We start from the raw sequence: 18,710 nt of genomic DNA on the forward strand, positions 1-18,710 counted from the left end.
ACACGCACCACACCCAGAGAGCAGACGACGACGTCATGACCGACACCGCCACCGCAACCGACGCCATCCGGATCGGCACCGCCCCCGACTCGTGGGGCGTCTGGTTCCCCGACGACCCGAACCAGGTGCCGTGGAAGCGCTTCCTCGACGAGGCGGCCGCCGCCGGGTACGAGTGGATCGAGCTCGGACCGTACGGCTACCTGCCGACCGATCCGTCGCAGCTGTCCGACGAGCTCGAGTCGCGCGGGCTGAAGCTCTCCGCCGGCACCGTGTTCACCGGGTTCCACAAGGGCGAGGACCAGTTCCAGCGTGCCTGGGACCAGGCCGTGGCGGTCGCGGGTCTGGCGGCGAAGCTCGGCGCCCAGCACCTCGTGACGATCCCGGACCTGTGGCGCTCGGACGCCACGGAAGAGGTCCTCGAGTCGCGCACCCTCACCGACGAACAGTGGGACCGCCTCGGCAAGGGGCACGACCAGCTCGGCAAGGCGCTGCTCGAGGAGTACGGCGTCCACCAGCAGTTCCACACCCACGCGGACAGCCACGTCGGCACCTACAAGGAGACCGTGCGGTTCCTGTCGGAGACTGATCCGGCGTACACGAACCTCTGCCTCGACACCGGGCACTTCGCGTACTACGGCGGCGACAACCTCAAGCTCATCGCCGCGCACCCGGAGCGCATCGGCTACCTGCACCTCAAGCAGGTCGACACCGACCTGCTGTTCGACGTGCTGAAGAACGACGTGCCGTTCGCCACCGCCGTGTCCCAGGGCATCATGACCGAGCCGCCGCACGGCACCCCGGAGCTCGGCCCGATCATCGAAGCCGTCGCGAAGATCAACCCGGACGTCTTCGGCATCGTCGAGCAGGACATGTACGGCTGCTCGGTCGATGCCCCCGGCCCGATCGCCGAGCGCACCTTCCAGCACATCTTCGGTTCCACGTCCGCCGCCCGCGTGTCCTGACCGGCCCCAGCAGCCGTCCACGCAGCGTCATCTACCCCAGGAGCACCGCCATGAGCACCACTGACAACCTCCGCGTCGCCGTCGTCGGCGCGGGCGCCATGGGCAGCGACCACATCCGTCGCATCACCTCGACCATCGCCGGCGCCGACGTCGTCGCGATCGTCGACCCGGACACCGGCCGCGCGACCGCCGCCGCCGCGAAGGCGCCCGGCGCGATCACCGCGGCATCGTTCGAGGAGGCGCTCGACGCCACCCCGATCGACGCCGTCATCGTCGCGACGCCCGGCTTCCTGCACGAGCCGGTCCTGGTGCCGGCGATCGAGCGCGGTCTCGCCGTCCTGTGCGAGAAGCCGCTGACGACCTCGGCCGAGGACTCGTTGCGGATCGTCGAGCTCGAGCAGGCGACGTCCGACCGTCCGAAGATCCAGGTCGGTTTCATGCGCCGCTTCGACAAGGGCTACCAGGAGCTGCGCGCGCTGCGGGAGTCCGGGGCCAACGGCGCCCTGCTCGCGCTGCACCACGCGCACCGCAACCCGACCACGCCGCCGAACTTCAGCGAGTCGATGCTCATCCACGACTCGGTGATCCACGAGATCGACATCATCCCGTTCATCACGGGCGAGGCGATCACGAGCGTCGAGGTCAAGAAGCCCCGCAAGAACTCGCTCGCCCCGGCCGACCTGCCCGAGCCGCAGTTCGTGCTGTTCACCACCGAATCCGGCACCATGGCGATCGTCGAGATCAACGTGAACGCCCAGTTCGGCTACCAGGTCACGACCGACGCGGTGTTCGAGTCCGGGGTCGCGTACATCGGTCGCGAGACCTCGCTCAACCTCGTGTCGCAGGGCGTCTCCGGCCAGGGCGTCACCCCGTCGTTCGTCGAGCGCTTCGGTGCCGCGTACGACGAAGAGGTGCAGCGATGGGTCGACGCCGCGCGCACCGGTGGCATCGACGGCCCGAGCGCCTGGGACGGGTACACCGCCTCGGTCGTCGCCGAGGTCGCCGTGCGTGCGCAGCAGTCCGGTGCGCTCGAGCCGATCACGTACGCCACCGCGAAGCCCGCGTTCTACGAGACGGCCTGATCGATGCCGAAGATCGCACTCGACCCCACGCCGTACCACCACGACCTGTCGCTGCTGGAGTTCCCGCAGAAGGTGGCCGATCTCGGCTACGAGTACCTGCAACTCACCCCGCACAAGGACTTCATCCCCTTCTACCGGCACCCCACGGCCGACGACGACCTCGTCGACGCGTTCGCCGCGGCGTGCACGACGGCCGGGGTCCAGGTCGCGTCGGTCCTGCCCGTCCTGCGCTGGGCCGGCCCGGACAAGGAGGCCCGCGAGGCCGCCGTCAAGAAGTGGAAGCGGGTCATCGAGATCACGAAGCGCCTGGGCGTGGACACGATCAACACGGAGTTCTCCGGCCGCCCCGAACGCGCTGAGGAGTCCGAGGACCAGTTCCACTGGGCGATGGAGGAGCTCCTGCCGATCATCGAGGACTCCGGCATCCGGGTCCTCATCGACCCGCACCCCGACGACTTCGTCGAGGACGGACTCGAGGCGCTCCGGGTGATCCGCGGGCTGAACTCGAAGAGCATCGGCTTCGTCTACGTCGCCTGCCACACGTTCCACTACGGCGGCAACATGGACGAGATCATCGACGCCGCGGGCGACTCGCTGCAGCTCGTGCACGTCGCCGACGCCTACGACCACCACCGGTCGCACGGCCTGCGCTACATCACCAACCCGCCCGGCAACCCGGTCCGCGTGCACCAGCACCTGCCGGTCGGCCAGGCGGACGTCGACTTCGACGCCTTCTGGGCCGCCCTCGACCGGGTCGGCTTCACGGCGCGCGAGGACACCGTCGCGGTGTCGAGCGTCTTCGCCGAGGACGAGAACGCCGACGAGGTCTCGCGCTTCCAGCTCGACACGATCAAGAAGGGACTCACACGATGACCGACACCCTCTCGTCACCGGCGACCACCGACGCCGACGTCCGACCCGTCACACTGCAGGCCGCGTCGCAGACCGTGACCGCCCTGTGGAACGACTCCGCCGACCCGCGCGAACTGTCCACCGCGATCCACGAGTACGGCGCCGTCGGGGCGACCTGCAACCCGGTGATCGCGTACACCTGCATCAAGCAGGACCCCGAGACCTGGGTGCCGCGCATCCGCGAGATCGCCGCGGAGCACCCGACGGCGGGGGAGTCCTGGATCGGTTGGAAGGCCGTCGAGGAGCTCTCCATCGCGGCGGCCGAGCAGCTGCTGCCCGCGTTCGAGGCGTCCGGCGGCCGCAACGGTCGCCTGTCGATGCAGACCGACCCGCGCTTCCACCGCGACGCCGACGCCCTGGTCGAGCAGGCCGTGCGGTTCTCGCAGCTCGCCCCGAACATCATCGTGAAGATCCCCGCCACCAAGGTCGGCATCGCCGCGATCGAGGAGGCCGCCTACCGCGGGGTCTCGATCAACGCGACGGTGTCGTTCACGGTGCCGCAGGTCGTCGCCGTCGGTGAGGCCATCGAGCGTGCGCTCGACCGTCGTGCCGCCGACGGGCTGCCCGACCAGGAGTTCGGCCACGTCGTCACGCTGATGGCCGGCCGGTTCGACGACTGGCTGAAGACCGTCGTCAAGCGGGACCACGTCATGGTCGACCCCGGCATCCTCGAGTGGGCCGGCGTCGCCGCGGTGAAGAACGCCTACCGGGTGTTCCAGGAGCGTGGCTTCCGTTCGCGCGTGCTCGTCGCCGCCTTCCGGAACGCCTTGCAGTGGTCGGAGTTCCAGGGCGGGGACCTCGTCGTCTCGCCGCCGTTCCAGTGGACGAAGGACATCAACGCGAACGCGTTCCCGTTCCGTCCGGACGCCATCCACGACGAGGTGCCGGCCGACGTCATCGCGGCCCTGCGCGCGGCGACGCCCGAGTTCGCGCGCGGCTACGACGTCGACGGCATGACGATCGACGAGTTCGACCGGTTCGGTGCCACGGTGACGACGCTGCGCCAGTTCCTCGACGCCGACGCGCAGCTCGACGCCCTGGTGCGGGACATCATCTTCCCGCCGAACTGAGCCGAGCCACTTCGTGAGCAGAAGACGTCGGGTCGCCCCAGGTGACCCGACGTCTTCTGCTCACGGTCTTTGTACTGACAAACCACAAGCGATCCCGTACGATGGTTGGCGCGCTCCAATCGGCGCCCACGAACGAAGGAGTTCCCATGGACAGCATCGGTGTCGGCCTCATCTCGGTCGGCTGGATGGGGCGGCTGCACTCCCGCGCCTACCGCGCCCTGCCGGACCACTTCCCGGAGCTCGGCGTGCAGCCCCGGCTCGTCGTCGCCGCGGACCCGATCGAGGCCGCACGTGACCAGGCCGTCACCCGCCTGGGCTACGAGCGCGCGGTCGCCGACTACCACGAGGTCCTCGCCGACCCGGCCGTCGACGTCGTGTCGATCTGCTCGCCGAACTTCCTGCACCGCGAGATGGCGGTCGCCGCTGCTGAGGCCGGCAAGCCGTTCTGGATCGAGAAGCCGATGGGCCGCTACGCCAGCGACTCGCGGCAGATCCACGAGGCCGTCCAGCGCGCGGGCGTCATCACGAGCGTCGGGTTCAACTACCGGCACGCCCCAGCGATTGAGCGGGCGCGCGAACTCGTCCGCAGCGGCCGCCTCGGTCGGATCACGAACGTGCGCGGGTCGCTGCTCGCCGACTACTCGTCCGACCCCGCGGCGCCGCTGACCTGGCGCTTCGAGCGTGAGCGTGCCGGCTCGGGCGTGCTCGGCGACCTGCTGTCGCACGGCCTCGACCTGGCGCAGTACGTCGTCGGTCGGATCGCCAGTGTGAGCGCGCTCGCTGAGACCTTCATCCAGGAGCGCCCGAAGCCAGCCGCGGGCATCGTCGACCGGAGCGCCGCCGCCACCGGCGACCTCGGCCGCGTCGAGAACGAGGACTACGCCGCCCTGCTCTTCCGCTTCGAGGACGGAGCGGTCGGCACCATGGACTCGAGCCGTGTCATGCGGGGGCCGCACGCCGAGTACACGCTCGAGATCTACGGCACCAGGGGTTCGGTGCGGTGGGACTTCCAGCGTCTCAACGAGCTCGAGGTGTACCTCGACGGGCAGGAGGTCGACGGCTACGCCACGCACTACGTCGCCTCGGGTGACGGCGAGTTCGCGCGCTTCCAGCCCGGCGCCGGCACGGCCATGGGCTACGACGACCTGAAGACGATCGAGGCCGCCCAGTTCATCGCGAGCGTCCGTCGCGGGGAGCAGCTCGCCCCGTCGGTCGCCGACGGGCTGGCTGCTGCGTCCATCGTCGAGGCGGCGGAGGCGTCCCTCGCCGACGGTGCGTGGCACGACGTCGCGCGCGTCGACGGACCGCTCACCTACGCGGCGGCGACCCCCGTGCTCTAGACGGTCGCGGACGACGGACGGGAGGCGCGGTGCCAGCTGGCACCCCTCCCTCGCAAGCTCGGTCGGCGCGCCCCGCGCAATGCTTCGCATTGCCGCTGAGCGGGGCGCGCCCGTCCGTCTGTTGCTGAGTCTCGATACATGTTAGTTTGTCAGGACAAAGTCCCGAACTGCAGGAGGCACCATGCCGCTCGTCCGTATCGACCTCGCCACCGGCCGCACGCCGCAGGCGGTGCGCGCCATCGCCGACGCCATCCACCAGGCGATCGTCGACGTGTACGCGATCCCCGTGCGCGACCGGTTCCAGGTGATCACCGAGCACCCGGCGCAGCAGATCATCGCCGAGGACGCCGGCCTGGGGTTCGAGCGCACCGAGGGCGTCGTCGTGATCCAGGTCTTCACGCAGCGCGGGCGCACCGACGACGCGAAGACGACGCTGTACGCGGCCATCCACGACGCCCTGGCGGCGATCGGTGTCGCGTCCGAGGACGTCTTCATCGGCTATGTCGAGAACGGGCCGCAGGACTGGTCGTTCGGCTTCGGACGTGCGCAGTACGTGACGGGCGAGCTCGGCGTGCCCTCGCTCGCCTGAGCGGGGTCCGTCCGGTCCCGCGCGCCCCTGCCCCGCCGAGGTTCCGCCGAGGTTCCGAAATCTCGGCATCTCGAGGCGTCCAGCGGCCATCCGTGGGACCTCGGCGTCACGCGTACGGCAGTTCGTGGAACCTCGACGTCACGCGGTCAGCGCGAACTGCCTACTTGTCGACGAGGGTGACCTCGAACGAGTAGCGGTCGGGGCGGTAGCAGTGCACGCCGTACTCGACCGCGCGGCCCGAGGCGTCGTACGCGGTGCGGCTCATGGTGAGCACGGGGTCGCCGTCCTCGATCTCGAGCAGACCGGCCTCTTCGTCGGTGACCGCGCGGGCACCGATCCGCTGCTTCGCCACCCGCATCGTCACGCCGCGACCGCGGAGCAGCTGGTAGAGCCCGTGGTCCTGCAGGTCCTGGTCGGTGATCTCGAGGAACTCCGGCGGCAGGTAGTTCTCGAGGATCGCCATCGGGACGTCCTCGGCGAACCGCACGCGGCGGATGTGCGCCACGGTCGTGCCGGGCTCGACGCTCAGCGCGGCTGCGACGTCGTCCGGAGCCGGCACGTCGTTGCGCTCGAGGAGCTTCGTCGCCGGTGCCTGTGACCCCTGGGCCAGGTCGTCGTACAGGCTCGTGAGCTCGACCTTGCGGGTCACCGGGCCGTGCACGACCTGTGTGCCGATGCCGCGGCGGCGGACGAGCAGCCCCTTGTCGACGAGGTCCTGGATCGCCCGACGGATCGTCGGGCGGGACAGTCCGAGTCGCTCACCGAGCGCGATCTCGTTCTCGAGACGGGCGCCGGGTGGCATCACGCCGGAGCGGATCGACTCCTCGATGCGCGAGGCCACCTGGAAGTAGAGGGGCATGGGACCCGACCGGTCCAGGTCCATGAACAGGTCGGACGGCAGCTGGCCTTCGTTGGTCATCGCGGTCCTTCACACGTGCTGGGTGCCGGCGTCGGTGCCGACGGCAATGTCGTGACAATACCACCGGGGTATCGGCGCCCCGAGCACCGGACAACGGGTGTCGGCTCGAGACCGTCCCACGCTCGCGTTGGGCTCAGTCGGCGAAGACCATCGGACGGTTCGACAGCCGGGGCTGCGGCGTCGAGGCCTTGGGCTTCTCGGCACGGGCCCGGACCGGGGCGATCGTCACGCGGGTCGCCGCCCCCAGGGCCTCGACCGTGTCGGTGCCGTGGTGGCCGGCAGCGTGGATGACGATCGCAGCACACGCCTCGGCATCGGCGGCGGCATCGTGGTGCTGGAACCCCTCGAACCCGGCGGCCATCGCTGCGACCGGCAGTCGGTAGGAGTCGAGCGTGTAGGTCTTGCGGGCCACCGCGAGCGAGCACATCGAGTGGTGCTCGGCGAGGTCGATGCCGGTTGCCGAGCACCCACCGGCGATGACGCCCATGTCGAACCGGGCGTTGTGCGCGACCAGGACGTCACCCTCGGCGAAGGCCACGAGGTCGGGGTACTGCTGCTCCCATGTCTTCGCCCGCACGACGTCCTCGGCGACGATCCCGTGGATCCGGGTGTTCCACTCGAGGAACGCGTCGTGTCCGAACGGCGGGCGGATGAACCACGACGCCCGGTCGACGACCCGGCCCGCGCGGACCTTGACCAGTCCGACGGAGCACGCACTGGCGGGCGAGCTGTTCGCGGTCTCGAAGTCGATCGCGGTGAAGTTCAACGGCACGGTTGCGATCGTCGCACGGGGCGCCGACATCGCCGGAAGCCGCCTCGGCGTTGCGGCCGGACGCTCAGCGGCGTCGTGCCGAGCGGGAACCGCTGCGCCGACGTCTTGCCGTCGCGCGCCAGGTCGCCGTCCGACGCGCTCGTTCGCGCTTCCAGTGCGGCGCAAGCAGGGTCCCCACCATCTCGAACGCCACCGCGACGCCGTCCAGTCGCCAGCGCAGCGGCAGGCTCTCCACGTGTTCGGTGAGCCCGGCGGTCAGGTCGCCGGTGACGACCGGGAACCCCGAGTCGCGGGGGAGCGGGATCCCGCGGAAGCGGTCCTCCTCGGCGTAGTCGATCGTGTCGTCCTCGGGGTCGTAGACGACAAGGACGTCCGCCTCGAGCTCGGCCATCGCGTCGTGCAGCTGCTCGAGCTCAGCGCGGGAGGCCTGCTCGAGGGCGGCGAGCGTCTCCGGGGCGAAGCGCTGCCGGAGCCCCGGCGCCCCCATGCCCACCGAGTGCACACCGCGCTCGTCGCGTTCGAACCACATCGACGTCCTCCTGTTCCGTCGCCCGGTCCGGACGACGGGGACCACGCTGCCAGAACCGACTGTGCTGCGTTCCCCGCGGTAGCGTGCGGGCATGGGGAACGACGGAGACGATCGGCCGCTCGTGCTGGTGCTCGCCGGAGCGGGCTACGGTCAGCAGGCGCCGCTGCTGTGGTGGTCACAGGCCATCGCATCGGCGGCCGGGTGCGAGGTCGTGGCTCCGGCCTGGACCATCGACGACGGTGCCGGGGTCGACCCGGTGGCGTTCGTCGAGGCCGCGATCGGGGTTGCGCTGGGCGATCGCCTACCCGACCTGGTCATCGCGAAGTCGTTCGGGTGCTTCGCCCTGCCCTGGGCGATCCGGAACGACGTCCCCGGGGTCTGGCTCACGCCGGTCCTCACGCACGACGACGTGGCCACGGCGCTCGCCGCCGCCACCGACGCGCACGACGCGATCGGGGGTGGAGACGACACCATGTGGCGGCCCGAGCGGGTCTCGGGGACTGCTGCGCGCCTCCTGACCGTCGACCGTGCCGACCACTCGCTGCAGGTGGCCGGCGACTGGCGGCGCTCGCAGCGGCTGCAGGCCGACGTCTTCGACGTCGTCGAGCGCCGCATCACTGCCCTGCGGCCCTCGATGAGCGGGTCGCGTCCGCTGTCCTGACGGACGGACTGGAGGCCCGGGTCGGTTCCGGCGGGCCGCCGCCGGTAGGCTGTTCTTCCGTGGCTCTCACCATCGGAATCGTCGGTCTCCCGAACGTCGGCAAGTCGACCCTGTTCAACGCCCTGACCAAGAACCAGGTCCTCGCCGCGAACTACCCGTTCGCGACGATCGAACCGAACGTCGGGGTGGTGAACCTGCCCGACTCGCGGCTCGACCAGCTCGCCGAGCTCTTCCACTCGGAGAAGACCGTGCCCGCGCCGGTGTCGTTCGTCGACATCGCCGGCATCGTCAAGGGTGCGAGCGAGGGCGAGGGGCTCGGCAACAAGTTCCTCGCGAACATCCGCGAGGCCGACGCCATCGCGCAGGTCGTCCGCGGCTTCACCGACGACGACGTCGTGCACGTGGCGAACAAGGTGTCCCCGAAGGACGACCTCGAGGTCATCAACACCGAGCTGATCCTCGCCGACATGGAGACGATCGACAAGGCGCTGCCGCGGTACGAGAAGACCGTGAAGCTCAAGCAGGCCGAGCCGATCGTGCTCGAGACCGCTCGCGAGGCCCGTGCCGCGCTCGAGCAGGGCACCCTGCTGTCCGCGACGAAGATCGACCTCGCGCCGATCGCCGAGCTCGGACTCCTGTCGGCCAAGCCCTTCATCTTCGTGTTCAACGTCGACGAGGCGATCCTGACGGACGACGCCCGCAAGGCTGAGCTGGCCGCGCTCGTCGCCCCCGCCCAGGCCGTCTTCCTCGACGCCCAGGTCGAGTCGGAGCTCATCGACCTCGACCCGGCCGACGCCGCCGAACTGCTCGAGTCCACCGGACAGACCGAGTCCGGACTCGACCAGCTCGCACGGATCGGCTTCGACACCCTCGGGCTGCAGACCTACCTGACGGCCGGTCCGAAGGAAGCCCGTGCGTGGACGATCGGCAAGGGGTGGAAGGCACCCCAGGCTGCCGGCGTCATCCACACCGACTTCGAGAAGGGCTTCATCAAGGCCGAGGTCATCTCGTTCGGTGACCTGGTCGAGACCGGCTCCATCGCCGAGGCGCGAGCTGCCGGCAAGGCCCGCATCGAGGGCAAGGACTACGTCATGCAGGACGGCGACGTGGTGGAGTTCCGCTTCAACAACTAGATCGTTAATCTGGTGCGGATCTAGCCTCGAAATCCCACACAGCTTCGCCACGGTTTTGCCCGCTGTGTCCCGTTTGTGTCAATCATCCGGAGGCTGATCGCCTCCACGATTCAGGCTGTAGCCCGTCTCAGGCATGATCTGCCTCCGGGTGCACATGCTGTGACCCCGACGCGAAATCGCTCCTGCAGCGTAGCCATGGCCCCCAGACGGGCGGGTTGTTCCCCGTGAGTCCTCTCTGGCAGGCTCGTGAGCGATCTACAGCTTTACGAGGGATCCATGACGGATCTTGCTGTTGCCATTTCGAGCCAGACGCTCGGTGCCGATGAGGTTGCGGTCGCTGACGTCTACGACGAGGACAAGATTCCGGCAGGCGTCACCAACGTCGTCGAGGTCGTGAGCCAGGTCGAGGACTGTGCGCCACCACGGCTGGGGCCATGATCCAACTTCGGATCGTGGCCCTGTCCTGTTCACGAGAGAGTCAGAGCGGGTAGGTGCCTAGGTCGGCGTAGTCGTTCTTCCATTCCGAACAGGCGGGATGGGACGACAGCCATCCTCGGATCCCGGTGAGGGCACCGATGGTCTCCTGCATGAGGTTGATTTGCTTGTGGATGAAGCTGTGATCGTTCAGGTTCGCGCGGAGCGAGTGGGCGGGCTTCTGACGCGCCTGCCGAACGCTCTTCAGCGGCGCAAGAACCTTCTTTGCGTCAGCCTCGCTTACTCCGTGATCGAGCATGAAGGTCTGGAAACGATTCAGACTTCCGATCCGCTGATTGCGGTCGTCCGTCGTGGGGGTGCCGAGGCGATCGAGGAACCGGCCGCTCAGGTTCTCCGACAGCAACTTATCGAGCTGAAGGACGAACTCATCCCACTCTCGCTGAGACGGCCGGAGCAACCAACCGAAGTCGGCAGGACGCTCCTCGATCCGGAACATGTGCTCGCCGAAGGCGAGCTGGGCCAGCTGATTGAGATTCTGTAGCTCGATGAACAGGTGAGCGAAGGGTCCGACCGCGTCCGGCCATCGGCCCATTTGTGACCCCCACCAGATCGGATGTGGTTCCAGACCATCGTCGGGCACCTGGTAGGTCTCCCACCGTCGCTGGTGCTCCGGGGTGAGTGTGATCAGGTCACAGTAGAACACAGCAACCCGCCGCTCGATAGGCGAGTCGTGGTCGTTGGAATCGTAGCCCGAGAGGTCGTAGGCGAAACCGATGTGGCTAAGCCCAACATGGTCTCTCTCGAAAACATCGTCGCCGTCGAAGGCCTCATCAGTGAGGCCCATGCTTGCTCTGGCGTCCCCGAAGTCGAATCGGAACCGCCCGTCGTTGCGGTACTGCTCAAGGACGGCGAACTCGAAGTACGCCAGTTCCAGCGTGCCCTTGCCTCTCGCCATGGCGCGGCCGTAGGGACGGCCAGTCAGACGGGTAGGCAGCCTGACGCCTTTCATCCCGTCGACGGTCGGGTACAGGCAGACGCCGTAGTCGTCTGCTGTCAGCGACTCGAGGTCCTGTTCCTGCTCCTCCTGCGATCGCCTTGACGGCCACGGCCGGATGTGGATGTTCATGTAGTCCGCTCCGGCAACGACCTGGACCATCCCGGCTCGCACCAGCTCGATCCCAGGACTTCGCGCCTCGTCGACCACAGCGCCGTGAAGATGCAGCCCGTTGAACTCACGGGAGTCGAGGTAGCGCTTTCGCACTCGCTTCAGGAGAGCAACGGCTGATGGCGTGATTTGAGGCATTCTGGGTCCCGTCACTCCGCCTCGTCTAGCCCTCGATGGCTCGCTGCCTGCATTAGACGCGGGGCGGTCAGGCGCGCAACCCGCCGCCTGCTGACCCAACGCTCTTCAGCAGCTTCGGCGCGAGAACGGCAGCACCAAGACCGACGCCGACCGCGGTGGCCAGGACGGTCTTGCCGAAGGTCGTTTCGAGGAACTTCTTGTTCTTCGCATCCTGGTCTGCGGCCATCTGCGTGGTGCGCAGGAAGCTGTCGATCAAGAAGCGGCGGTCGTCCTCGGAGTTACCGTCCTTGTCAAGCTCCCCCTGTAACATGTCCATCGTGCGGTCGATTGCCCGGTAGACGCCTTGCTGGCTCTTGTCATTCGAGGCGAGCGTCGCTTCGTAGGCGTTCCGGACTACGCCTAGCCCCTCGATGACCTGCGCCTTCAGCTCTGGATATTGTGCCAAGATCATCTTGAGTGTTTCGGGGTCAAGACGCGGAAGCACTTCGACGAAGCGCGTCAGCTGCTCAGGCGTCAGACCGATCAGGGAGTCACTGCCGATGGCGCGCTGCACCTCCGCCTCGCTGCCCAGCGGGCCCTCGTTCGCCGCGCGGTCGTCGTTTGCGTTGTTCGGCATGAGATCTCCGCTCGATCCTCGGGCTTTCGTTGAAGGTTACCGCACGACGCCATCCACGCACTAGGCCGCTTGTCTCGATGTCAACTACGAGCGTTTCGTGTCACCCCTTAGTTGATATGGGTACCCGTAATCACTAGACGGTTGCCATTTAATCAGTCAGCCAAGGAGCGGGAAATGAGTCGTAGAGCGGGCTGACGAGCTTGGCGTAGTTGCTCTGAGACTGATAAGTGTCCGTTGAGACGGCAGACCGCCCGGCTCTTCTTTGCCTGGTGCCGAGTGGGAAACCAAGTTCAGGGGTGTAAAACCGTGGCTCCAAAGGGTGAGCGATTCGTACGTAGCCGACCAAAGCTTATGCTGCGGATCGTCAAAACACTCAACGACTGCTGCGACTTGTGCTCGTGCGTTCCATTGCCGAAGCCGTTCCACAGATCCGGGTGTTCCTCAACGGCGGGCAGGTGCTCGCCGTGACCGACTCGTTCGACCAGACGGCGACGAAGCACGGCATGCGAATCACGGACGCCGGCAACGCGATCGACTCGATCACGGTCGCCGCACCTGATCGCCCCACGAACGCCCCGCACACGCTCTCGTAGCCATGTGCGGGGCGTTCGACGTTAGACGAGGTCGGCCTGCAGCTCGGGCCAGAACGCGACGAGCTCCGTGACGTTCTTGGGAGTCTGCAGGTCGTGTCCGAGCAGCACGGCGTGGTCGAGAGCGGGGCCGTAGTCGAGTTCGACCCGAAGAGTGCTCGCCGCGCTCCAGTCGCCACTGACGAGGTTCGGGACCCGGACGAGAGTTGCTGACCGGAGCGCATTCCGCCGCAGGATCGTTGCGCTCGCCATCAGCCCTGCTCCATCGATCACGACGACGGTCCGCTCTGTGAACGCGACCACGTGCACAGGGGAGACGGGTAGGTCGGGGTCTTCGATGGCGGCATGCATGAACTCGACGTCCGCGTGCCCTATTGCATGGGCGAGCAGCGACGCAATGTTCGCTTTGAGGGTCGGCGAACGGTCGAAGACGTTGGCATTCGGCCAGACGAGGTTGCTGCTTAGCACGAGCCGGTGCAGAGCGATCGCGGTGTCACTGTCGGTCATGGTCGTCCTTCCGATCGGGTCGGGGACGTGCCCCGCTGCCCCCACAGCGGAGCGTAGGGCAGACTGCCGACATGGGTCGCGCTCACCGCAGGAACAAACCGCAGACGGCCGCGAAGCGAGCACGAGAGCAGGACTATCGAGACCGCCGGTGCGGCGCTGCGCTCAAGCGGAAGGCGTACCGGGAGCTCGCCGAGCAGCTCCGACCCGTCGACGACGTCGGTGCGCACCTGGTCGTGGAACTCGTGATGCGGGCCGCTGTCGCCGGCGACGAGAGTGCGCTGCGGATCCTCACGTGGCGTGAGCACCTGAACGCGGTCGGCGTCGAGTACGTCGACGAGAGGACGTGGGACGCCGTCGCCGAACGCACGCCGGCGGGACTCCGCGGGGCAACGCCACCGGTGCAGATTGGATGACCGCATGACGCTGCCACTGTGGACTCCGGTGCGAGGACTCGCCCTACGAGGACTCGAGGAAGCTACTCATGTCGTCGAGGGCGACCCAGGGAACGAGTACGTCGCGCTGGGCACCGCCGCGTTCTGGGCGGCGTCCCTCGACGAGCAGCTCATGCGCAGCTTCGGCGCCGACTACGACGCCGTGCGCGATGCCGACGAACAAGGGCGGGTGCTGCCCGGGATCCGCCTGGTCCGGAACGGGATCACTCACGGGGCGGTGATCGCCGTCCGGCCGGCTGGGTTGAGCTGGCCACTCACGTTCCCGCTGGACTGGGGGACGTCGATCTACGGCCCACTCGGCACGCTGCTCGCCGATTGGATCGGCGACCGGCACCAGAACAAGTCCGTGCCGCAGCAGGACGCCGTCTACCGTGCACATCTCGAAGGGCGCGAGCTCCCGGGTCCGTTGAACGCGGCGATCGGCTGGTTCACGCGGCTCGAGCAGGTTCAGTGGGACCTCGACTTGCTCTAGAAAGCCCGGAGCCCCTCCCGCCGCACGGGCGGGTTGGCGCCGAGCCACACGTCGACGTTGTCGCGCAGAACCCGCCACGTCGCGTTCCTGGCCCGCTGAACACCGGGGAACTCGCCGGCACGGCAAGCGTCTGTGATCGTGCGCCAGTGGCATCGGGCGTACTCGGCGGCCTCACGGGCCGTCATCCAATCGTTTATCACCCCAGTCTCGTTCGTCAGTCGTTCGTCAGGACAGTCGGGTTCGGGCGTCTGTGGCCGGTGCTCGCCCAAACGCGGATTCCCACAGTTATGCGGGAGACATGGGTGGTCGTTTGTGATCGGCGAGTACGCGGACGTTCCGGTTCAACAACCGACCTCGGCGCGGGTGCTCGTTTCGGGCGAAGCTTCTGCGGTGCCAAAGCGTTCACATGGCTTCGAGTTGTTGGCGGATGCTGCTCGTCACGTGGGCCGCTGCGCGGGACAACGCCTGCTTGCTGGTCGGGGCCGATGTCGTCCCTCCGGCGTCGGGTGACTCGTCCGCTGGCGTGGGGAAAGCAAACGTCGTCGACCCGACGAGCAACCAGCTGTCGTCAGCCCTGAAAGGTCTTCGGGTCGGGGCGGACCATCCCGAAGGAGGTATCGCCCGGAACAGCACTTCCGCTGGTTGAGTCTGTCCCCCCTCTATCGGATTCGTAGCGAAGGCGAGCAGGGTAGGAAATCCGGACCGTTGCGTGTAGGCGATGGCTTGGTACTGATCACCCTTCGCGGCCGCGTCGAAACTCTCAGTGGTCATGTACTTCGCATCGATGAAGAAGCGGTCGCCCGAAGGTGACGTCACCATGAGATCCGGGAGTTTCTCCGGTCTTGGCTTCCAGCCCTCAGCTGTCGGCTCGAAGAGCATCGGAAGCTTCGATTGCGGTGCGACGACGCACCCGGCATCGCGGAATGCGCGCTCGAGGAGCTTCTCCCACAGAGAACTCGTCGCGTACTTGAGGTTGGCGATGACCGCATCACCATCGCCGCGCTCGATAGCTGGCTTGTGCTTCTCCTGGAGGACGCTCAACGCGAGTCGGAGGATGCCGAGGTGCGCTGGATCTCGTATCGACGGAACCAACGTGTTGCCGTGGAATATGGCCTCACGCACCGTCAAAGTCGCGACGTCTCGCAGCTGCGCGAGACCGCCCATCACAAACTCGCGCTGACCAGGAGCGTCCCAGCACCGCTCCAGGGCTGTTCGGACGACCTGCCACAGCCGGTGATCACCGGTGAGCTCGTCGTACTCGCAGGTGACCCTGACGTCGTTCCGAACGGAGCGCGCAATGAGCGCGCCTGGAACCAAACGCCCTCTCACCGTTGTCGCGCTGTCGATGCGAGACCTGTACGCCGGCTTCCGCCGCGGAACGAGCCGTGTTGCAGCGTGGACGAAGGTTGCGATGGCGAATGCCTTGAGCTCTGGGATGTCGGCGATAACTTCCATTCCGCTCGCTGACGGTGGCCTGGTGCCCTTGACCGGGACTGGCTTTTGCCCGCAGCTGAGGAGCAAACCCCACATCGCTGTGACATGACCTCGTTCGACCTCGCCTCGCCCTCTCAAGACGTTCCTCCTCACCGGCTCTCGTGACCAAAGAGCGTCCAACGCGCCGCCTGCAACGCTGTCGTCAGATGCAGAAGCTTCCGCGGTGCTGGAGAGCGTCGGCGTCGGCGCGAGCCTCTGCGCGGCAACGTCCTGCCATGCTCGGGTGAAGCGGACGTAGTCTCCTTCGAAAATTTGAATGGCCCCGCCGCCGTCGGGAGTGTCGACGACGGATCCTGTGGAAGTCGGACGCCAGACTTTCGGGAGCACGTGCACGACCAGCACAGCATCGGAGTCCGGAGGCGCGAGGACGGTGAGGCCGACGCCGTTGCCGTTCGTGCTTGCCCGAAGTGTTAGTCCTTGGTCGGTGCTCGTGTCTGCCATCATCGGACGGAATCAACGGCCCGACCGTCGGCATGACGGACGAGTTGTTGGACGGACACAGACGGCCGGCGTCCGAGGCCTTTCCCGCGATAGGATGCATTCATGCTGACGCCCATGCCGGACAGCTCGATCGCCGGAATGTCGTCCAGGCGCTCCGGGGCCAGGTTGAACGTGAAGGCGATCTCAGCCAGCTGACCAAGGAGTCCTTGCGCAGCAGCGCGGGGTGTCGAGGCGCTGTAAATGTACGCGTGGCCGAGCCGGGCGTCGGGTCCAACCTCGTTCAGCAGTGTTTCGTTGGTCTCGTCGTACCACTCGACCACCTGGTCCCAGTCTGCTCGGGTGGCAGCATCTCCTGTATCGATTTTCCCGGTGTAGTTGAGGTCTATCCGAAGGGCGGTGGCGCTGAGGGGCTCCATCGTTAGCCAGGCGAACCGACGGCGCAGCGCGAGGTCGAGTGACCCGACTGAGCGGTCTGTCGAGTTCATCGTGCCGAGGATGTGCAGATTGTCGGGCACCACGAGTACGGAACGCTCGTGTGAGCCGAGGGCGGTTTGCAGGGTGACGCCCACGACTCCTTCCGGAGCATTGGGCATGACGGCGTGTCCTCCGAGTGCTCGAGGATCGCATCGCTTGCTCTTCTCCATCGGCAGCAGCAGATCGCCGAAGACCTTTGCAGTGTTCGCGCGATTGATCTCGTCTATGAACAGGAGATGCTCGGTGTGTGGTTGTTCGGCGGCACGCTGGCAGGCACGTACGAACACGCCCGGTACGCCCGTGAAACGTCCATCCGCTGTCGGGCGCAGGCCGGAAACGAATTCTTCGTAGCTCGTCGACGGATGGAAGACGATGACGTCGATGTCTTCGTACAGTCCGCGGAGCGCTTCAAGGAGATGCGATTTACCCGATCCGGCGACTCCTTCGACGATGACGTTTTTCTCGTTCCCGAGCATTTCGTGCACCTGAAGAACGACGCTACTGGCGGCGTCATGGGCGGAGCGTTCGGCGACTTCGGCTTCGTCCGGGAGGCCTCGTGCTTGCGCTTGTAGAGCCGCGCCTGGTCGACCCACGACCTGCAGTGCGTCGACGTCGATGGTGGTTCGCTCGTTCACTACACTCAGGTATTCGAAGAGCGAGCTGAATCCGTCGGTCCAGTTTGTGACGGAGCCGACCTCACGGGAGTAGGTCTCGAGCTCCTCCCCAACCTCAGCTGACACGCTGGCCGCAATGATCTGGTGCGCTTCTCGCCCGAGCTTTCGACACCAGGCGTTGAACTCGGTGTCGCCACCGGGGAGGCCGACGAGTTTGAATTGGAACCTCGGCGTGGCGCGGAATCCCTCTCCGATCAGCTGACGGAGCTGTGCGACCGACACGGTGAAGCGCCTGTCGGTGTCTCCCTGCCAGCGCCTTGCGATCTCCAGTCGCTCAGCGTTGGTGGAGCGAGACGGGGTCAGCCAGGCTGGAGCGCTCGCGCGTCCGGAGAAATCGGTCGTGCTCATCTTGTCCATTCCGAGATGGTGAACCGGCCGTGCACCGTCGCTCGGCTGGAGGTGAGACAGGCAATGTCTCCCAGACAGGTGAGAATACGTCGATTAGCGCCATGCTCAAACGACCGGAGCGGAGTGTCGCGCTCGGTCCTCGAGGAATGGGATAGCTCTCGATGACGTGCGGAGAACGCGTTGCGAAGTCGACTCCTTCCTTGGAAACGAGAGCGGGTTCGAGCTGCTGCGACATCTCCGTGGGTTGACGCTTCGGTTGCACTGGTCTGAGGCGTAAGCAGTGGACTAGGTTCGGCTCGTCCGAGTGCCCGAGGAGGCCCCATGTCGTACGTCGTCGACTTCGTGCACGTGTCCACGGTGGGTCTGGAGTCCTCGCCGGTCGCCGACGCACTCGCCGGGCTCCGGGCCAACGAGGCACGGTACTTCGCGAACAAGTACGACCACGTGTTCACCACGCACGCCGCAGCTGACGTGCCGGACCTGGTCGCCTACGTGCGGCGGGTCCTCGAAGAGGAACGCGGGCTGGTCATCGCGTCGCCACCGCTCGAGGCGACGGAAGCGCTCGTCGACGGCGTGCGCTGGACGTACGTGTTCTACGAGTCCGGCTTGGCGATCAACGTGCTCTACACGCTCGAAGCGGGCGGCAAGCGTGCGGTCGGCTTCAAACTCTCCGACGGGATGGACGTGCCCGAGGACCTCGCCGACAAGTTCAAGTTCGCACGGCAGAAGTCGAAGCTCGCCGGCACGATCCGCGGCTCGTTCTTCGTCGTGAAGGGGGAGTACTGACGTCGTGAGATTCCCGGGCATATGGAATGTTTGGGCTGGCGGCCAACACTGATCGACCCTGGTCACCATGACGGCGACTCTGGTGAAGACTGCGGTGATGCACGGCCTGTACGTCGGGTTGACGGGGGACCGCTCCCGGGCGCGGGCAA

21 protein-coding genes are annotated in these 18,710 nt (G+C 66.9%); 13 read left to right on the plus strand and 8 right to left on the minus strand.

From position 1 onward, the window contains the following. The first annotated feature begins 35 nt into the window (after positions 1 to 35). From EDF31_RS04230 to EDF31_RS04255, 6 genes are all read left to right on the plus strand, one after another. Entirely contained in the window at positions 36 to 962 is a 927-nt protein-coding gene (locus tag EDF31_RS04230) for a sugar phosphate isomerase/epimerase (RefSeq protein WP_123938994.1), read from the plus strand. Between the two features lie 50 nt (positions 963 to 1,012). Next, positions 1,013 to 2,044 carry a Gfo/Idh/MocA family oxidoreductase gene (locus EDF31_RS04235; RefSeq protein ID WP_123294146.1) on the plus strand — a complete coding sequence of 344 codons (1,032 nt, stop codon included), beginning with the start codon at positions 1,013 to 1,015 and terminating at the stop codon, positions 2,042 to 2,044. A 3-nt stretch (positions 2,045 to 2,047) separates the two neighbouring features. Further along, positions 2,048 to 2,917: a sugar phosphate isomerase/epimerase family protein gene (locus EDF31_RS04240; protein ID WP_123938993.1), complete on the plus strand. Its 870-nt coding sequence runs from the start codon at positions 2,048 to 2,050 to the stop codon at positions 2,915 to 2,917. Further along, complete coding sequence (locus EDF31_RS04245; RefSeq protein WP_123340670.1) at positions 2,914 to 4,026, plus strand: transaldolase family protein; 1,113 nt, start codon at positions 2,914 to 2,916, stop codon at positions 4,024 to 4,026. The genes EDF31_RS04240 and EDF31_RS04245 overlap by 4 nt, the downstream gene beginning before the upstream one ends. Positions 4,027 to 4,172: 146 nt before the next feature. Further along, positions 4,173 to 5,366 (plus strand): Gfo/Idh/MocA family oxidoreductase, encoded by a 1,194-nt coding sequence (locus EDF31_RS04250; protein WP_123938992.1) that lies wholly within the window; start codon positions 4,173 to 4,175, stop codon positions 5,364 to 5,366. Between the two features lie 181 nt (positions 5,367 to 5,547). Further along, on the plus strand, positions 5,548 to 5,955 hold the full coding sequence (locus EDF31_RS04255; RefSeq protein ID WP_131845305.1) for a tautomerase family protein: 408 nt from the start codon (positions 5,548 to 5,550) through the stop codon (positions 5,953 to 5,955). Between the two features lie 160 nt (positions 5,956 to 6,115). Here the strand turns inward: EDF31_RS04255 and EDF31_RS04260 are convergent, their stop codons facing one another. The 3 genes from EDF31_RS04260 to EDF31_RS04270 all read right to left on the minus strand — a co-directional run bounded on the left by EDF31_RS04260 (position 6,116) and on the right by EDF31_RS04270 (position 8,175). Further along, positions 6,116 to 6,874 (minus strand): GntR family transcriptional regulator, encoded by a 759-nt coding sequence (locus EDF31_RS04260; RefSeq protein WP_123313299.1) that lies wholly within the window; start codon positions 6,872 to 6,874, stop codon positions 6,116 to 6,118. A gap of 133 nt (positions 6,875 to 7,007) precedes the next feature. Beyond that, positions 7,008 to 7,646 (minus strand): exonuclease domain-containing protein, encoded by a 639-nt coding sequence (locus EDF31_RS04265; RefSeq protein ID WP_123294211.1) that lies wholly within the window; start codon positions 7,644 to 7,646, stop codon positions 7,008 to 7,010. A 64-nt stretch (positions 7,647 to 7,710) separates the two neighbouring features. After that, positions 7,711 to 8,175 carry a hypothetical protein gene (locus EDF31_RS04270; RefSeq protein ID WP_131845306.1) on the minus strand — a complete coding sequence of 155 codons (465 nt, stop codon included), beginning with the start codon at positions 8,173 to 8,175 and terminating at the stop codon, positions 7,711 to 7,713. Positions 8,176 to 8,266: 91 nt separating this feature from the next. Here EDF31_RS04270 and EDF31_RS04275 point away from each other — a divergent pair, with 91 nt between their 5' ends. The 3 genes from EDF31_RS04275 (at position 8,267) to EDF31_RS19860 (ending at position 10,407) form a co-directional block, all read left to right on the plus strand. Then, positions 8,267 to 8,836: a hypothetical protein gene (locus EDF31_RS04275; RefSeq protein ID WP_131845307.1), complete on the plus strand. Its 570-nt coding sequence runs from the start codon at positions 8,267 to 8,269 to the stop codon at positions 8,834 to 8,836. Positions 8,837 to 8,895: 59 nt separating this feature from the next. Beyond that, entirely contained in the window at positions 8,896 to 9,969 is a 1,074-nt protein-coding gene (gene ychF / locus EDF31_RS04280; RefSeq protein WP_131845308.1) for a redox-regulated ATPase YchF, read from the plus strand. 276 nt (positions 9,970 to 10,245) lie between these two features. Then, positions 10,246 to 10,407 (plus strand): hypothetical protein, encoded by a 162-nt coding sequence (locus EDF31_RS19860; RefSeq protein WP_165901323.1) that lies wholly within the window; start codon positions 10,246 to 10,248, stop codon positions 10,405 to 10,407. 40 nt (positions 10,408 to 10,447) lie between these two features. Here the strand turns inward: EDF31_RS19860 and EDF31_RS04285 are convergent, their stop codons facing one another. Together EDF31_RS04285 and EDF31_RS04290 are read right to left on the minus strand one after the other, a co-directional pair. Beyond that, positions 10,448 to 11,707 carry a hypothetical protein gene (locus EDF31_RS04285; protein ID WP_243649844.1) on the minus strand — a complete coding sequence of 420 codons (1,260 nt, stop codon included), beginning with the start codon at positions 11,705 to 11,707 and terminating at the stop codon, positions 10,448 to 10,450. A 67-nt stretch (positions 11,708 to 11,774) separates the two neighbouring features. Next, positions 11,775 to 12,323 carry a hypothetical protein gene (locus tag EDF31_RS04290; protein WP_131845309.1) on the minus strand — a complete coding sequence of 183 codons (549 nt, stop codon included), beginning with the start codon at positions 12,321 to 12,323 and terminating at the stop codon, positions 11,775 to 11,777. A gap of 398 nt (positions 12,324 to 12,721) precedes the next feature. Between EDF31_RS04290 and EDF31_RS04295 the strand changes: the two genes are divergently transcribed. Then, complete coding sequence (locus tag EDF31_RS04295) at positions 12,722 to 12,916, plus strand: hypothetical protein (RefSeq protein ID WP_131845310.1); 195 nt, start codon at positions 12,722 to 12,724, stop codon at positions 12,914 to 12,916. Between the two features lie 21 nt (positions 12,917 to 12,937). Here the strand turns inward: EDF31_RS04295 and EDF31_RS04300 are convergent, their stop codons facing one another. Continuing rightward, positions 12,938 to 13,420 (minus strand): hypothetical protein, encoded by a 483-nt coding sequence (locus EDF31_RS04300; protein ID WP_131845311.1) that lies wholly within the window; start codon positions 13,418 to 13,420, stop codon positions 12,938 to 12,940. A 71-nt stretch (positions 13,421 to 13,491) separates the two neighbouring features. Between EDF31_RS04300 and EDF31_RS04305 the strand changes: the two genes are divergently transcribed. Further along, entirely contained in the window at positions 13,492 to 13,833 is a 342-nt protein-coding gene (locus EDF31_RS04305) for a hypothetical protein (protein WP_111092469.1), read from the plus strand. Between the two features lie 4 nt (positions 13,834 to 13,837). Further along, a complete protein-coding gene (locus EDF31_RS04310; protein ID WP_131845312.1) occupies positions 13,838 to 14,344 on the plus strand; it encodes a hypothetical protein in 507 nt (168 codons plus the stop codon). Between the two features lie 402 nt (positions 14,345 to 14,746). Here the strand turns inward: EDF31_RS04310 and EDF31_RS04320 are convergent, their stop codons facing one another. Further along, on the minus strand, positions 14,747 to 16,279 hold the full coding sequence (locus tag EDF31_RS04320) for a hypothetical protein (protein WP_165901324.1): 1,533 nt from the start codon (positions 16,277 to 16,279) through the stop codon (positions 14,747 to 14,749). Further along, complete coding sequence (locus EDF31_RS04325) at positions 16,279 to 17,784, minus strand: AAA family ATPase (protein WP_111092466.1); 1,506 nt, start codon at positions 17,782 to 17,784, stop codon at positions 16,279 to 16,281. Before EDF31_RS04325 ends, EDF31_RS04320 begins: the two co-directional genes overlap by 1 nt. Positions 17,785 to 18,096: 312 nt before the next feature. Here EDF31_RS04325 and EDF31_RS04330 point away from each other — a divergent pair, with 312 nt between their 5' ends. Next, positions 18,097 to 18,561 (plus strand): phage tail protein, encoded by a 465-nt coding sequence (locus EDF31_RS04330; RefSeq protein ID WP_131845314.1) that lies wholly within the window; start codon positions 18,097 to 18,099, stop codon positions 18,559 to 18,561. Positions 18,562 to 18,710: the final 149 nt, after the last annotated feature.

Origin of the sequence: Curtobacterium sp. PhB142, from assembly GCF_004341255.1 — a bacterium.
Classification (GTDB): domain Bacteria; phylum Actinomycetota; class Actinomycetes; order Actinomycetales; family Microbacteriaceae; genus Curtobacterium.

Bases quoted from the DNA above. Each gene is read 5' to 3' on its own strand.
- EDF31_RS04230 (WP_123938994.1), top strand. From the start codon at position 36: ATGACCGACACCGCCACCGCAACCGACGCCATCCGGATCGGCACCGCC.
- EDF31_RS04235 (WP_123294146.1), top strand. From the start codon at position 1,013: ATGAGCACCACTGACAACCTCCGCGTCGCCGTCGTCGGCGCGGGCGCC.
- EDF31_RS04240 (WP_123938993.1), top strand. From the start codon at position 2,048: ATGCCGAAGATCGCACTCGACCCCACGCCGTACCACCACGACCTGTCG.
- EDF31_RS04245 (WP_123340670.1), top strand. From the start codon at position 2,914: ATGACCGACACCCTCTCGTCACCGGCGACCACCGACGCCGACGTCCGA.
- EDF31_RS04250 (WP_123938992.1), top strand. From the start codon at position 4,173: ATGGACAGCATCGGTGTCGGCCTCATCTCGGTCGGCTGGATGGGGCGG.
- EDF31_RS04255 (WP_131845305.1), top strand. From the start codon at position 5,548: ATGCCGCTCGTCCGTATCGACCTCGCCACCGGCCGCACGCCGCAGGCG.
- EDF31_RS04260 (WP_123313299.1), bottom strand. From the start codon at position 6,874: ATGACCAACGAAGGCCAGCTGCCGTCCGACCTGTTCATGGACCTGGAC.
- EDF31_RS04270 (WP_131845306.1), bottom strand. From the start codon at position 8,175: ATGTGGTTCGAACGCGACGAGCGCGGTGTGCACTCGGTGGGCATGGGG.
- EDF31_RS04275 (WP_131845307.1), top strand. From the start codon at position 8,267: ATGGGGAACGACGGAGACGATCGGCCGCTCGTGCTGGTGCTCGCCGGA.
- EDF31_RS19860 (WP_165901323.1), top strand. From the start codon at position 10,246: ATGACGGATCTTGCTGTTGCCATTTCGAGCCAGACGCTCGGTGCCGAT.
- EDF31_RS04285 (WP_243649844.1), bottom strand. From the start codon at position 11,707: ATGCCTCAAATCACGCCATCAGCCGTTGCTCTCCTGAAGCGAGTGCGA.
- EDF31_RS04290 (WP_131845309.1), bottom strand. From the start codon at position 12,323: ATGCCGAACAACGCAAACGACGACCGCGCGGCGAACGAGGGCCCGCTG.
- EDF31_RS04300 (WP_131845311.1), bottom strand. From the start codon at position 13,420: ATGACCGACAGTGACACCGCGATCGCTCTGCACCGGCTCGTGCTAAGC.
- EDF31_RS04305 (WP_111092469.1), top strand. From the start codon at position 13,492: ATGGGTCGCGCTCACCGCAGGAACAAACCGCAGACGGCCGCGAAGCGA.
- EDF31_RS04310 (WP_131845312.1), top strand. From the start codon at position 13,838: ATGACGCTGCCACTGTGGACTCCGGTGCGAGGACTCGCCCTACGAGGA.
- EDF31_RS04320 (WP_165901324.1), bottom strand. From the start codon at position 16,279: ATGGCAGACACGAGCACCGACCAAGGACTAACACTTCGGGCAAGCACG.
- EDF31_RS04325 (WP_111092466.1), bottom strand. From the start codon at position 17,784: ATGGACAAGATGAGCACGACCGATTTCTCCGGACGCGCGAGCGCTCCA.
- EDF31_RS04330 (WP_131845314.1), top strand. From the start codon at position 18,097: ATGTCGTACGTCGTCGACTTCGTGCACGTGTCCACGGTGGGTCTGGAG.